Here is a 12,759-nt window from a genome sequence, read left to right as displayed (position 1 = left end):
TCCTGCGACGATCCCTCATGCTGCCGCGCTGAAAAGGGACGAGTCGTGACGCCGCAAGATATCGCGCTGATCCGGTCGAACTTTGCGCAACTGCACCGGCGCAAGATCGAGACGGCCTGCCTCTTCTATGAGCGGCTCTTCACCACGATGCCCACCACACGCGCCATGTTCAAGACCAACATCGAGGCGCAGGCGGCGAAGCTGATCGAAACGCTGACGGTCGCGCTCGCCATGCTGAACGACCCGACGGGACTCAACGCCCTGCTCGCGCGGCTCGGCGAGCGCCATGTAGGCTACGGTGTCCGGCCGGCGCATTACGAGGCCGTCCGCGGTGCCCTGCTCTGGACGCTGGAGACCGCGTTGGGAGATGCCTTCACGGCGCAGGCGCGAGCAGCCTGGAGCGAGCTCTACGACCAGATGGCGGCGACTATGCTCGCCGCCGCTGCACCGAGCCAGCGCTCGGCCTGATCCGCCGCCGTCAGCGCGCCGCCTAGAACTCTTCCCATCCGGTCTCGTTTGCGCGCCCGTTTGCGGCCTTGCGGGTCTGGGCTGGAGCGCGCTGGGGCGCAGCGGCCTTGCTCTGGGCGAAGGCGGCCTCGGCGAGCTGGCGCAAACGCTCCGGCTCGGGCGCCTGGCCGCTGCTGCGATCGGTAGGGCCAGCAGCATGCGGCGCGATGCCGGCGGGGCGTGCGGGCGCGCGCATCGCAGGCATTGCAGCAGATCTGGCAGCGGGGCGCGTCCCGGGGCCGGCGAAGGCCGGCGCGGGCGCCATGGCGCCGTGTGTCGCTTTGCCAGTGCGGAAGCTCGCCACCAGCGTGTTGAGCTCGCCGATCCGGCCGCTGAGCGCCCCGGCCGAGGCGGCGCTCTGTTCGGCCAGCGCCGCATTGGCCTGCGTCATCTCGTCGAGATGGGCGACCGCCTGGCTCATCTCCTCGATGCCGTTCGCCTGCTCGCCCGCCGCCGCCGAGATCTCCTGGATCGTGCCGGTGACCTTCTGCGAGGCCGCCAGGATCGTCTCCAGCGACTCGCCGGCCCGGCGCACCAGCTTCACCCCGGCCTCGACCTCGGCATTGGAGGACGAGATCAGCGTCGAGATGTCCTTGGCCGCATCGCCCGAGCGCTGTGCCAGGGTGCGCACTTCCGAGGCGACGACCGCGAAGCCCTTGCCGGCATCGCCGGCCCGCGCCGCTTCGACCGCGGCGTTGAGGGCGAGCAGGTTGGTCTGGAAGGCGATGTCGTCGATGACGCGGATGATGTCGGAGATCTTCTTGGAGGCGTCCTCGATCCGGGCCATGGCGCTGACTGCCTCGCCCGCGATGGCGCCGCCGTCCTGCGCTGCCTTCATCGCCTCCTCGGCGACCGCCGCCGCCTGGCGCGCGCTCTGGGCTGAGGCCTTGACCGAAGCCGCCAGCTCCTCGGTCGTCGCGGCCGTCTCCTCGAGCGAGGAGGCCTGCTCCTCGGTGCGCTTGGAGAGGTCGTCGGCGCCCATATTGATCTCGCGGGCGGCGATGCCGACATCCGACGCCGTCACCTGGATCGTCGAGACCGTCTCGGAGAGGCGGGCGATCGTCTCGTTGACCGCGTCCTTGAGCTCGGCGAAGCGGCCACGATAGGCCGTCGGCACCTGGCGGGTGAGATCGCCCGCGGCGAGCGCCTGCAGGACGTCGACGAATTCGGTGGTGGCGCCGTCGACCACGGCGTTGATCTCATTGATGCCGGCGACCAGCTTCTGCATCTGCTCGTCGGCATCCTCGACCCGCAGCCGCGCCGAGAAATCGCCCGCCGCCGCTGCCGCGACAACCTCCCCGACATCCGACACCACAACCGACATCGCGTCGGCGGAGCGAATCCGGTCTGCCGCAGCAGCCCGCTCCTGCTCCTGCAAGAGCGCGACCTGCTCGGTGCTCTGGCGCAGGACCGCAACGGCCCGCGCCATGTCGCCGACCTCGTCCTGCCGCTTGGTATGCGGCACCGCGATCGCAGTCTCGCCGGCGGTGAGGCGGCTCATGCTCGCGCTGAGATCGAGCAGTGGACGCGTAATCGAACGCTGCGCGAACAGGAGCGCCGCCGCGACCGAGGCCAAGAGGGCGGCGAGCAGCACCGACGGGAGAATCCACTGAACCTGGCGCGTGAAGGCAGCCGCCTCTTCAGAGAGGCGGTTGCCGACATCTTCGTTGCGCTTGCCGAAGGCGACGAGGTGGTCGTTCAGCGCCTTGCGGTTGACACGGTTCTCGTCGTTGTTGCCCTGCTGGTTGGCAGCCGCGGTCGAAACCTCGCGACCGAGGCGAATCAGCTCGCCACGGAAGGTGATGAACTCCTCGACCGATTTCTGCAGCTTGAGCGCGGTCTCGCGCTCCTGCGCCGGCACCAGCGTGACCAGATCGGCAGCGAGCTTGCGCATCACCGGGAAGCGCGCCTCCTTCGGCTTGGCGAAGGCCTCCGCCTCCTTGGCGTCCTTCGACATGTAGATGCCGCGGGAATCCATCACGACTGCGAAGACTTGCGTGTTGAGCCGCTCGGTGAGCAATGCGATCTCGCCCTGAACGTCGGAACGCGCGTTGAGGTCGCCGGAACGTGACAGTGCGTAGAGGCTCAGGACTGCGGAAAGGATCGCACCGGCGGCGACGATCCCCAGCATCGCCAACACCTTGAAGCGGATCGATTTCATATTCTTGCTCGTACTCTTTTGCGCAGTCGAATTCTGACCGGCACTTAAACGTTCGGCATGACCAGGCACCGAAGCCCACAAGGCTTAAAAAGCTTTGCCGGTAGTGGTTAAAAGCCGTTTAAGACAACCCAGCTTCCCTTGGGAAACTGATGCAAAACACGGCAATTCCTCGCCTTTCAGCTGCATGCATGAGCAATTACCTACACAGGGTGGTGGCCCATCCGACATGCAAGGACGGCATGTCGCACTGTGGCATTCCAGCCACGCTCTGCGCCGGCCACAATTTCGCCACATGCTGTTCACCCCGGCGCCACGCGAGGCCATGAAGTGAGAAGGACCAGCCGACAAGAATTCACTGGAACTTGTCGGCAATTCGCTTGTTGTCGCTGCCAGCCGCCGCCCAATCCAAGAGCCGAGTCATGTCCGCCCACCTGCCCGACGCCTCCACCGCCTGTTCCCGCCGCCGCTTCCTGACGATGGTGTCGGCCTTCGTCCCCGTCGGCCTCGCCGGCTGTGTCAGCGGCCCGCAGCAGCCCTACGAAGCCCGGACGCCGGTTCACCAGAACGCCGCCTTCCTGTCGATGTATGACGAGCGGCCCGACGAGCGGCATCCGCTGCCGGCGACCGATATCGACGAGGTCGACACGCGCTTCCTGCGCCAGGAAGTCGACTACCGGACCCCCGAGCGGCCCGGCACGATCGTGGTCGACACCTCGGCCCGCTATCTCTACCTGGTCCGCGAGAACGGTCGCGCCATCCGCTACGGCATCGGCGTCGGCAAGCAGGGCATGTCCTGGCGCGGTCGCGCCACCGTCGCCCGCAAGGCCGAGTGGCCGCGCTGGACGCCGACCGCGGCGATGGTCGCCCGCGAGCCGGAGCGGAACGCCCGCTGGGCCGGCGGCATGGCTGGCGGCATCGAGAACCCGCTCGGCGCGCGCGCGCTCTATCTCTACCAGGGCAGCCAGGACACGCTGTACCGCATTCACGGCACCAGCGAGCCCTGGTCGATCGGCAAGGCCGTGTCGTCGGGCTGCATCCGCCTGTTCAACCAGGACATCATCGACCTCCACAGCCGCGTCCCGACCGGGACCCCCGTGGTCGTGCTGAACCGCAATCCGACCTCCGAGCCGCAGATCGACGAGACCGACGCGCCTCTGCCGCCGGACGACATCTGAACCTTGCTACCAGCCGGCTCGTTTCGGAAAGGGCGGCTCGCAGCCGCCCTTTTTCATGCCGCCGCGGCGCCGTCACGGTCCCTTCGCCAGATCGGGCTACTCCTCCAGCCCCGGGCGGCTGCGATTTGCCTCGACGCGGTTTTGCGCTACGCCCAGCCGGTCGGCAGCCCGCCGACGAGACGATGAGACCGCCAGATGCGCGTGACGATGATCGGTTCAGGCTATGTCGGCCTGGTCTCCGGAGCTTGCTTCGCCGATTTCGGCCATGAGGTGACCTGCGTCGACACCGACGCCGGCAAGATCGCCGCCCTGAAGCGTGGCGAGATCCCGATCTACGAACCCGGCCTCGACGACCTCGTCGCCAACAATGTCCGTGCCGGGCGGCTCTCCTTCACCACCGAGCTCGCCGGGCCGGTCGCGGCGGCCGATGCCGTCTTCATCGCGGTCGGCACGCCCTCGCGCCGCGGCGACGGCCATGCCGATCTGTCCTATGTCCACCAGGCGGCGCGCGACGTCGTCGCGGCGATCGACGGCTTCACGGTCGTCGTCACCAAGTCGACCGTGCCGGTCGGCACCGGAGACGAGGTCGAGCGGATCATGCGCGAGACCCGGCCCGATGCCGATTTCGCCGTGGTCTCCAATCCGGAATTCCTGCGCGAGGGTGCCGCGATCGCCGACTTCAAGCGCCCGGACCGGATCGTCATCGGCACGGAGGACGATCGCGCCCGCAAGGTGATGGAGGATATCTACCGGCCGCTCTATCTCAATGCGGCGCCGCTCCTGTTCACCGCGCGGCGGACCTCCGAGCTAATCAAATACGCCGGCAACGCCTTCCTCGCGACCAAGATCACCTTCATCAACGAGATGGCGGACCTGTGCGAGCGGGTCGGCGCCAATGTCCAGGAGGTGGCGCGCGGCATCGGCCTCGACAACCGCATCGGCGGCAAGTTCCTGCATGCCGGCCCCGGCTATGGCGGCTCCTGCTTCCCGAAGGATACGCTCGCGCTGATCAAGACGGCGCAGGACATGGAAAGCCCCTTGCGCCTGGTCGAGACGGTGGTCGCGGTCAACGACCAGCGCAAGCGCGCGATGGCGCGTAAGGTCATCGCCGCCTGCGGCGGCTCGGTCCGGGCCAAGCGCATCGCCATCCTCGGCCTCGCCTTCAAGCCGAACACCGACGACATGCGCGAGGCGCCCTCGCTCGCGATCGTGACGGCGCTGCTCGACGCCGGCGCCGAGATCGTCGCCTATGATCCCGAGGCGATGGCGAGCGCCAGGACGCTGATGCCCGAGATCGCCTACGCACCCGACGCCTATTCCTGCCTCGACGGGGCGGATGCGCTGGTGATCGTCACGGAATGGGACGCCTTCCGCGCCCTCGACCTCGATCGGGTCAAGGCTGCGCTGCGGCATCCCGTCGTCATCGACCTGCGCAACATCTACCGCTCCAGCGAGATGCACAAGCGCGGCTTCACCTATGTCAATGTCGGCAACGCCTGAAGCGCTTTCCCTGACGACGCGACAGAAAGGCGCCGGGCCGTCGCCTTGATAGCGTCATAAGCCGTCACCACCTTTCGGGGCGACAGGGCGACCGCCCTGTCCAACATGAGAGGAGATGACGATGACGCCGCAAGAACGCGACGTGATCGCCGGGATTTTCGATCGCCTGCGTCAGGCGGCCAACCAGCCCCGCGACCCCGAGGCTGAACGCTTCATCGCCGACAGGCTGCGCGAGCAGCCCTATGCAGTCTATGCGATGGCGCAATCGGTCTATGTGCAGGAACAGGCGCTCACCAGCCTGCAGGGCCAGATCGAGCAGTTGCAGGCCGAGGTCGAGCAATTGCGCAACCAGCCGCCCGCACCGGCCCCTGCCCCGGCGCAGCAGTCCGGCGGCTTCCTGTCGGGCATCTTCGGCGGCGGCGCGAGCCAGCCGGCCCGCTCCGGCTCGGTGCCGTCCTTCCCGCAGCGCGCCGCGCCGCAGCCGGCTTCGCCGCCCTGGGGCAGCCAGGCTGCAGCGCCGCAGCAAGGAATGGCCCCGCAGCAAGGCATGGGCGCGGCCCCGGCCCCCGGTTCCTGGCAGAACCAGGCGCCGCAGCAGCCTCCGGCCCGCGGCGGCGGCTTCATGGCGAGTGCGCTGACGACGGCAGCCGGCGTCGCCGGCGGCATGGTCGCCGGCAACATGCTGATGAACGCACTCGGCGGCAACAAGAGCGCGGCGAGCGAAGCCAAGCCGGCCGAAGCCAGCACCGCCCAGAACAAGGACGCCTCGCAGAACAGCGAGGCGGCGAAGGATACGCAGACGGCCGCCGACCAGCAGCCGGCCGCGGAGCCGCAGCAGGCCCAGCCGGAGCCAACCTATCAGGACGCCAGCTACGACGATGGCAGCTATGACGACGGCTCGGGCGGAGGCGGCGACGACGACTGGGCCTGAGCCCCGCACGCTCAGCTGAAACGACGAGGCCCGCCTGGCGACCGGCGGGCCTCTTGTTTTAGAGAACGGCAGGCGAGGTGCCGGTGGCGGCCGACAGCCGGGTTTTCAGGCCAGGGTCTCGGCGGCGAACACCTTCTGGACGATTTGCCAGCGCCCATTCAGGTAGAAGCACGACAACAGGTCGGTCACCTCGCGAGGTGGGATCCGCAGGCGCAGCTTGAGCAGCGCCATGTCACGGCTCATGGCGATGGAGAGGATCTGGTCGGCCCGCACGCTCCCGCCCTCCTGCGGAGACGTCAGGGTTCGGACCAGATCGAGCCAGGCGGCGATGGGAGTGACCACCACGCTATCGCCATCACCGCGCCGGGTGACAAGGGCGGCAGGGTCGAAGATGGTCGCGAAGCTGTCGGCATCCATTGCATAGGCAGCGTCGAAATAAGTTTTCGCCAGGGCGACCAATCCATCTATGTTTGCCACCGAGGGCGTGTCTTGCGACGTCATTATGATGTCCTTCAAAACCAGCATCCAGAACAATATAGCTCAGAGCAACCGTAATGTTTAACCCGTGCGCACTAATCAGCTTTGTAAGTTGAGCTAAGCAATCGAGATGACCATGAACATCTCTCTTTTGTCCGCCGGAGACTTCAACCAGCTCCGTGCTTTCGTGGCCGTCGCCGGTTCGCTGAACTTCAGCCGGGCGGCCGAGAATCTCGGCGTGTCATCCTCGGCGCTGAGCCAGATGGTCCGCGCGCTCGAGGAGCGGGTCGGGGTCAGCCTGTTCAACCGCACCACCCGCAGCGTCTCCCTGACCGAGGCGGGGGCCAAGCTGTTCGAACGGGTGCAGCCCGCCGTCGAGGAGCTGGCGGAGGCGCTGGGCGAGACCCGCGAGCGCCGTGCCCACCCCGTCGGCACCGTGCGGATGCACTGCTTTCGGGCGGCGGCAGACCTCTATTTGACGCCGATCCTGCGTGCCTTCAGCGATGCCTATCCGCAGGTCGTGCTCGACGTCACCCTCGACGATGCCGTCGTGAACATCGTGGCGGAGGGCTACGACGTCGCCATCCGGCTCGGGGAGGTGATCGACAAGGACCTCATCGCCGTGAAGCTCGGCCCGGAACTGCGCCAGACCGCGGTGGCCTCGCCCGACTATCTCGCCCGGCACGGCACACCGGCCCATCCGCGCGACCTTCTCGCCCATCGCTGTATCGGCTGGCGCTGGCCGGGCCAGAAGACGCCGTACAAATGGGAGTTCATGGAAAACGGCAAATGGTTCGAGGTCGCCGTCGATGGCCCGCTGATCTCCAACAGGAAGGACTTCGGGGTGCGAGCGGCGGTCGACGGGGTCGGCATCGCCTTCGCCAGCCAGCAATTGATTGCCCCCCACATCACTGAGGGCCGCCTCGTCCCGCTGCTCGAGGCATGGTCGGCGCCTTTCCCCGGCTACTACCTTTGCTATCCGGCCCAACGGCAAATGGCGCCACCGCTGCGCGCCGTGATCGACACCATCCGCGGCGGCCCGCGCCCGACTGGAGCCGGGGCAGCGGCGGTCGGCACGGCCATGGCGGCGATGCCGATGGCCCGGGCGGAGGCGACGACGACTGGGCCTGAGCGCCGCACGGCCTCCTGAAACGAAAAGGCCCGCCTGGCGACAGGCGGGCCTTTTTCCGTCGGGCAGTGTGCGGCCGGCCTCAGATCACGAAGACCTTGGCGCCGACCCGCACCCGCTCGTAGAGGTCGACAACATCCTCGTTGTTCATACGGATGCAGCCGGAGGAGACCGCCTGGCCGATCGTGTTCGGCTCGTTGGTGCCGTGGATGCGGTAGAGCGAGGAGCCGAGATACATGGCGCGGGCGCCGAGCGGATTCTCGGGGCCGCCCGCCATGAAGCGCGGCAGATCGGGCCGGCGCTTCAGCATCTCGGCCGGCGGCGTCCAGCTCGGCCATTCCGCCTTGCGGGTGACCGCCTTCATGCCGGCCCATTCGAAGCCAGGGCGGCCGACGCCGATGCCGTAGCGCAAGGCACGACCGCCGGGCTGGACCAGGAAGAGGAAGCGGCGCGGCGTGTCGATGACGATGGTGCCGGGCTTGTGCGGGCCGTCATAGGCGACCTCCTGCTTCTGGAAGCGCGGATCGAGGGTGCGCGCGATCGGCCGTTCGGCCGGGATCGGCTCGCCGAGCGCAGCAGAGCGGCGCTCGCGGCGCGGCTCCATCGGATCGCCCTGGATCGGCACCGGCGCCTCGTAGTCGGAGAGCCGGCGCATCGCCGGCTGCTGGCCGTAGGCGCCGCGCTGCGGCCGGTTGTAGACCGCCCCGCCCCGGCCATAGTCGGTCGGGTCCTGGCCGGTCATCATCATCTCGATGAAGCCGCCGCCATATTGGCCACGGCCAGCCGAATGCGTGACCATCGGATCGGCCGGGCGCCAATAGGTCTCGGCATTGGCCTCAGCCGACAGCAGCACGCCGCCGAGCACAACAAGGGGAACGAGATAGAGCGAACGCATGACGCAACTCTCTTTACGCAACAGGCAGGAAGCGTGAGGCGATGCGTTGAAATGAATGGTGAATCGTTGACTCTATCGGCCCCGGAACCGGCTCAATCGCTCAAATTCCCGAGGTTAACCTTAGCGATCCGCCAGCAAACGCGGTAAACGCCTGGTTCACACCCTCCGCTAGTGCCGGCTCCGGCTTTTGCGCATGGTGAGCCAGAGCCGCAGCAACGTCCGGCAACGGACCACGTCGAAGGCGAGCATCAGCCCGCCATAGACGGCGAGGCCAAGCGTGCCCTGCAGCAGCAGTTCGGGCAGAGGAGAGAGCCGGCCGGAGAGCGGCCAGACGACGATCGCCATGGCGACGACCGCCGCGATGACGATGCCGATCTCCCGCCAGTTCGGGGAGACCGGGAGCGAGCGCAGGCCCACCCAGCCGGTGATGGCGAGAACCACGAGGAAGCTGAGGGTCTGGCCGAGCGCATAGCGTTCCGGGCCGAGCGCGCCGGCGGCGAAGACCAGAGCGAGGTTGACGAGGAGGCCTGCGAGGGCCGCCAGCGTCACCACCCCCGTGCGCTTGCCGAGCAGGAAGACCGGGTAGATGCCGGCGGCGAAGATCGCGAGCGCGACGAGGCCGGGCAGCAATAGCCGCAGATAGCCGGAAAAATGGCCATGGAACTTCGCCGGCACCAGCAAGGCCTCGAACGCCGGCAAGACCAGGAAGAGGCCCGCGGCCACCGGCAGCGACACCATCAGCACGATCACCAGATTGGCAGCGATGCGCTTCTGCGCCGCGCGCTCACCCTTGGTTTCGTCGAGCCGCAGCACCTCGCGCAGCATGACGATCTCCAGCGTCGAGGCAAGCATGCCGAACAGGCGCAAGCCCATATCGGCGGCGAGCGAGAAATAGCCAGCCTCGGCGAAGCCGTTGCTGTCGGCGAGCAGCGAGCGATTGAGCAGCGGGATCAGCGAATAGATCGCATTCGCGCCGACGATCGGCAGCGCATAGCGCGCAAAGTCGAGCGCGAGGTCGCGCCGCGCCGCCGACCAGGAGAGCGGCGCGTCCGCCAGCGCCCGCCGCACCGCCAGCAGGGCCGCCATGGCGCTGAGGACGCCACCGAACATCACGACCGTCGCGTCGCGCGTCCACCAGGCGCCGCCGACCATCAGCAGCAAGGCGAGCACGTTCTTGATGATGATCAGGCGGGCATAGGCCGCATCGAGGAAACGGGCCCGGGCGATGGCGCCGTGATAATCGAACAGGCCGGCGCAGATGCCGCCCAGCACCGAGCCGGCGACGAGCATGACCGGCAGGCCGAAATCGACGCCGGCGACGACCGCCGCGACCAGGATGCCGCACAGGGCGAGCGTGATCCCCGCGCTCAGCACATCGAGGGTCGCCCTGATCTGCGGCTGTTCCTCCCGGCTCTTCTGCGAGTAGAAACGGACGGCCGAGAGCCTGATCCAGTCGAGCAGCGCGGTATTGAGCAGCACGAGCATCGCCGCGCCGATGGCGTAGCGGCCGAATTCGGCGGGGCCGAGGAAATAGGCGATGAGCAGTCCGAGGACGAAGTTCAGCCCGGCATTGATCACGAAGGGCAGGAGTACGGTCATGACGCCATCGCGAAGGGGCAAGCCGACTCAGCACCGGCCGCGCATGACTGCGCTGATCCCGCCTAACCGCCAAACCGCGCCTGTCCAAGCGGAAACTGGCACGACCTCGTTCTGCGCCTTGGCGACGGGCTGAGCCGATGCCCGGCGATCCGATGTTCTATCTCGTCGGCTGGACCACCACCCTGCTGATGGGCATCGGCAAGGGCGCCTTCGGCGGCGGTCTCGCCATCCTCGGCGTGCCGCTGCTGGCGCTCGTCGTCGATCCGCTGCAGGGCGCGATCATGGTGGCGGTGCTGATCGCCGCGATGGACCTCTTCGCCATCGGCAGCTTCGGCGTCTCGACCTGGTCGAAGCCGGACCTCGCCTGGCTGATCCCCGGCCTGATCATCGGCATCGCGATCGGCTATGCCGTGTTCCTGATCGTCGATGCCCGCATCGTCACGCTGATCATCGGCGTCATCACGCTCGCCTTCACGGCGCACTGGTTCCTGCGCGGCCGTACCGCGCCGGCCGGGCAGCTACCTGTCTCGCCGCCATTGGCCCTGCTGGCCGGCACGGCCTCGGGCTTCACCACCTTCGTCGCCCATGCCGGCGGCCCGCCGGTCGCGATGTACCTCCTGGCGCGTGGGCTTTCCAAGACCGCCTTCGTCGGCACGACCATCGCCTTCTTCATGCTCGGCAACCTGCTGAAGCTGCCGCCCTATCTGGCGCTCGGCCTGAAGCAGCCGCAGGCGCTCTGGGCCGCCCTCGCCTTGCTGCCGGCGGCGCCAATCGGCGTCTGGATCGGCCGCTGGCTGCATGAGCGGCTCGACCAGAAGCGGCTGTTCTTCGCCTGCTATCTGCTGCTTGCCGCAGCCGCACTGAAGCTGACGACTGACGCCGCGCTCGCATTGCTGCGATAACGGCATGGCAGGCGCGCGAGCCGCCCATCTTTGCAGCAGGCCGGATTGGCCCTAAGCGATCGATCATGACCGCCCTGCCCGCCCTTCGCGACGCCACCGATGCCGATTCGGAGCCGCTCGCCGCCCTGATCGCCGCGACCTTTGCCGAATACCCGAACTGCTTCTTCGACTGGTCGGAGTTCCCCGAGCTGCGTCGCCCGGCCAGCCACTATGCGCAGAAGGGTGGCAAGCTCTGGGTAGCGGATGGCCCGGATGGGCGTATTGCTGGCTCGATCGCCGTCGTGCCCGTGCCCGACCAGAACGCGGTCGAGCTGTTCAAGGTCTATGCCGATCCGAGCCAACGCGGCAGCGGGCTGGCGCAGGCGCTGTTCGCCCGCACCCTCGCCTTCGCTGAAGCCGGCGGCTATGGCGAGATGATGCTGTGGTCGGACAGCAAGTTCGCCCGCGGCCACCGCTTCTACGAGAAGCTCGGCTTCGTGCGCTGGCCGGGTGAGCGCTATCTCGCCGACATCTCCTCGACCTGGGAATATCATTTCCGCAAGCCGCTCGCCCCGGCGCAGCCATGAACCTCAACACCGCGCTGCGGGCGGTTCTCGGCATCGCTCTGCTCACCGCGATGGACGCGGTGATCAAGGCGCAGATGCAGCAGCACCCGTTCCTGCTGGCGCTGTTCATGCGCTTCGCGGCGGGCGCCGTCTGCGCGATCATCGTCGTCACGGTGCTGCGGCCGGCGCGGCCGACGCGGACGAGCCTGATCGGCAACAGCATCCGCATACCGCTGGTCATCGTCACCGCCGGCAGCTTCTTCTATTCGATCTCGGTGCTACCGCTGGCGGAGGCGCTGACCCTCTCCTTCCTCGCCCCGGTCTTCGTCGCGCTGCTCGGGGCACTGATCCTGAAGGAACGGCTCGACGGGCGCATCCTGCAGGCGCTCGGCTTCGGCCTCGCCGGCATGCTGGTGATGGTCTGGCCGCGCCTGCAGGGCGGCGTCACCGGCGCCGAGCTCGGCGTCGCCGCCGCGCTGGTCTCGGCGGTCTCCTATGCCTTCAACCTGATCCTGCTGCGCACGATCGCGGTGAAAGAGCACCCGGCGATCATCGTGCTGTTCCAGAACGCCGGACCGGCGCTCTGCCTGGCCTGGCCGGCTTATTACGTCTTCCAGCCGATGAGCGGTGGCGACCTGCTCGCCTATCTCGCAGGCGGCGCGCTCGGCGTCGCCGGGCATCTGTCGCTGACTTCGGCCTTCGCCCGCGCCCCCGCCTCGCGGCTGGCGCCGATCGAGTACACGGCGCTGGTCTGGGCGAGCCTGCTCGGCTGGTTCGTCTTCAACGAGGTGCCGCTCTGGACGACCTATGCCGGTGCATTGCTGATCGTCGCCGGCGCCTTCGCGGTCAGTCGGCGCTGATCTCCGCCGCAAATTCGCCGGCTTGGTCGGCTTCTGCACGGGAGAATGCGAGGGGAGAGACCGCCCGCCATGCTTGCC

The 12,759-nt window shown here is 67.9% G+C and carries 12 protein-coding genes; 8 read left to right on the top strand and 4 right to left on the bottom strand.

The genetic code is table 11. The features are described 5' to 3' along the window. The first annotated feature begins 45 nt into the window (after positions 1-45). Positions 46-468, top strand: coding sequence for a globin domain-containing protein (locus AC1DS0_RS10955; RefSeq protein ID WP_476814368.1), 423 nt, complete (start codon positions 46-48; stop codon positions 466-468). A 22-nt stretch (positions 469-490) separates the two neighbouring features. Here AC1DS0_RS10955 and AC1DS0_RS10950 read toward each other — a convergent pair whose 3' ends face one another. Continuing rightward, positions 491-2,668 (bottom strand): methyl-accepting chemotaxis protein, encoded by a 2,178-nt coding sequence (locus tag AC1DS0_RS10950; protein ID WP_476814367.1) that lies wholly within the window; start codon positions 2,666-2,668, stop codon positions 491-493. Positions 2,669-3,144: 476 nt separating this feature from the next. On the opposite strand from AC1DS0_RS10950, the gene AC1DS0_RS10945 reads away from it, so the two are divergent. The 3 genes from AC1DS0_RS10945 to AC1DS0_RS10935 all read left to right on the top strand — a co-directional run bounded on the left by AC1DS0_RS10945 (position 3,145) and on the right by AC1DS0_RS10935 (position 6,274). Beyond that, positions 3,145-3,843: a L,D-transpeptidase gene (locus AC1DS0_RS10945; RefSeq protein WP_152017531.1), complete on the top strand. Its 699-nt coding sequence runs from the start codon at positions 3,145-3,147 to the stop codon at positions 3,841-3,843. Positions 3,844-4,038: 195 nt separating this feature from the next. Continuing rightward, positions 4,039-5,343 (top strand): UDP-glucose dehydrogenase family protein, encoded by a 1,305-nt coding sequence (locus AC1DS0_RS10940; RefSeq protein ID WP_476814366.1) that lies wholly within the window; start codon positions 4,039-4,041, stop codon positions 5,341-5,343. A gap of 121 nt (positions 5,344-5,464) precedes the next feature. Beyond that, complete coding sequence (locus AC1DS0_RS10935; RefSeq protein ID WP_476814365.1) at positions 5,465-6,274, top strand: DUF2076 domain-containing protein; 810 nt, start codon at positions 5,465-5,467, stop codon at positions 6,272-6,274. 105 nt (positions 6,275-6,379) lie between these two features. Here the strand turns inward: AC1DS0_RS10935 and AC1DS0_RS10930 are convergent, their stop codons facing one another. Further along, a complete protein-coding gene (locus AC1DS0_RS10930; protein WP_476814364.1) occupies positions 6,380-6,775 on the bottom strand; it encodes a nuclear transport factor 2 family protein in 396 nt (131 codons plus the stop codon). 112 nt (positions 6,776-6,887) lie between these two features. Here AC1DS0_RS10930 and AC1DS0_RS10925 point away from each other — a divergent pair, with 112 nt between their 5' ends. Next, entirely contained in the window at positions 6,888-7,901 is a 1,014-nt protein-coding gene (locus AC1DS0_RS10925; protein WP_476814363.1) for a LysR family transcriptional regulator, read from the top strand. A gap of 61 nt (positions 7,902-7,962) precedes the next feature. On the opposite strand, the gene AC1DS0_RS10920 is transcribed toward AC1DS0_RS10925, so the two are convergent. Then, complete coding sequence (locus tag AC1DS0_RS10920; protein ID WP_476814362.1) at positions 7,963-8,775, bottom strand: L,D-transpeptidase; 813 nt, start codon at positions 8,773-8,775, stop codon at positions 7,963-7,965. A 168-nt stretch (positions 8,776-8,943) separates the two neighbouring features. After that, on the bottom strand, positions 8,944-10,374 hold the full coding sequence (locus AC1DS0_RS10915; RefSeq protein WP_476814361.1) for a lipopolysaccharide biosynthesis protein: 1,431 nt from the start codon (positions 10,372-10,374) through the stop codon (positions 8,944-8,946). A 137-nt stretch (positions 10,375-10,511) separates the two neighbouring features. Between AC1DS0_RS10915 and AC1DS0_RS10910 the strand changes: the two genes are divergently transcribed. The 3 genes from AC1DS0_RS10910 (at position 10,512) to AC1DS0_RS10900 (ending at position 12,681) form a co-directional block, all read left to right on the top strand. After that, on the top strand, positions 10,512-11,276 hold the full coding sequence (locus AC1DS0_RS10910; RefSeq protein ID WP_476814360.1) for a sulfite exporter TauE/SafE family protein: 765 nt from the start codon (positions 10,512-10,514) through the stop codon (positions 11,274-11,276). Between the two features lie 65 nt (positions 11,277-11,341). Then, positions 11,342-11,842 carry an N-acetyltransferase family protein gene (locus tag AC1DS0_RS10905; protein WP_476814359.1) on the top strand — a complete coding sequence of 167 codons (501 nt, stop codon included), beginning with the start codon at positions 11,342-11,344 and terminating at the stop codon, positions 11,840-11,842. Next, the gene (locus tag AC1DS0_RS10900; protein WP_476814358.1) at positions 11,839-12,681 is read left to right on the top strand and encodes a DMT family transporter; all 843 of its coding nucleotides are present in this window, start codon (positions 11,839-11,841) and stop codon (positions 12,679-12,681) included. The genes AC1DS0_RS10905 and AC1DS0_RS10900 overlap by 4 nt, the downstream gene beginning before the upstream one ends. Positions 12,682-12,759: the final 78 nt, after the last annotated feature.

It is taken from the genome of Allobosea sp. P4_H5 (assembly GCF_056400825.1).
The sequence above is the reverse complement of the archived record's forward strand: the minus strand, read 5'-3'. Positions and strand labels throughout refer to the sequence as shown.

Bases quoted from the DNA above. Each gene is read 5' to 3' on its own strand.
- AC1DS0_RS10950 (WP_476814367.1), bottom strand. From the start codon at position 2,668: ATGAAATCGATCCGCTTCAAGGTGTTGGCGATGCTGGGGATCGTCGCC.
- AC1DS0_RS10945 (WP_152017531.1), top strand. From the start codon at position 3,145: ATGGTGTCGGCCTTCGTCCCCGTCGGCCTCGCCGGCTGTGTCAGCGGC.
- AC1DS0_RS10940 (WP_476814366.1), top strand. From the start codon at position 4,039: ATGCGCGTGACGATGATCGGTTCAGGCTATGTCGGCCTGGTCTCCGGA.
- AC1DS0_RS10935 (WP_476814365.1), top strand. From the start codon at position 5,465: ATGACGCCGCAAGAACGCGACGTGATCGCCGGGATTTTCGATCGCCTG.
- AC1DS0_RS10930 (WP_476814364.1), bottom strand. From the start codon at position 6,775: ATGACGTCGCAAGACACGCCCTCGGTGGCAAACATAGATGGATTGGTC.
- AC1DS0_RS10925 (WP_476814363.1), top strand. From the start codon at position 6,888: ATGAACATCTCTCTTTTGTCCGCCGGAGACTTCAACCAGCTCCGTGCT.
- AC1DS0_RS10920 (WP_476814362.1), bottom strand. From the start codon at position 8,775: ATGCGTTCGCTCTATCTCGTTCCCCTTGTTGTGCTCGGCGGCGTGCTG.
- AC1DS0_RS10915 (WP_476814361.1), bottom strand. From the start codon at position 10,374: ATGACCGTACTCCTGCCCTTCGTGATCAATGCCGGGCTGAACTTCGTC.
- AC1DS0_RS10910 (WP_476814360.1), top strand. From the start codon at position 10,512: ATGCCCGGCGATCCGATGTTCTATCTCGTCGGCTGGACCACCACCCTG.
- AC1DS0_RS10905 (WP_476814359.1), top strand. From the start codon at position 11,342: ATGACCGCCCTGCCCGCCCTTCGCGACGCCACCGATGCCGATTCGGAG.
- AC1DS0_RS10900 (WP_476814358.1), top strand. From the start codon at position 11,839: ATGAACCTCAACACCGCGCTGCGGGCGGTTCTCGGCATCGCTCTGCTC.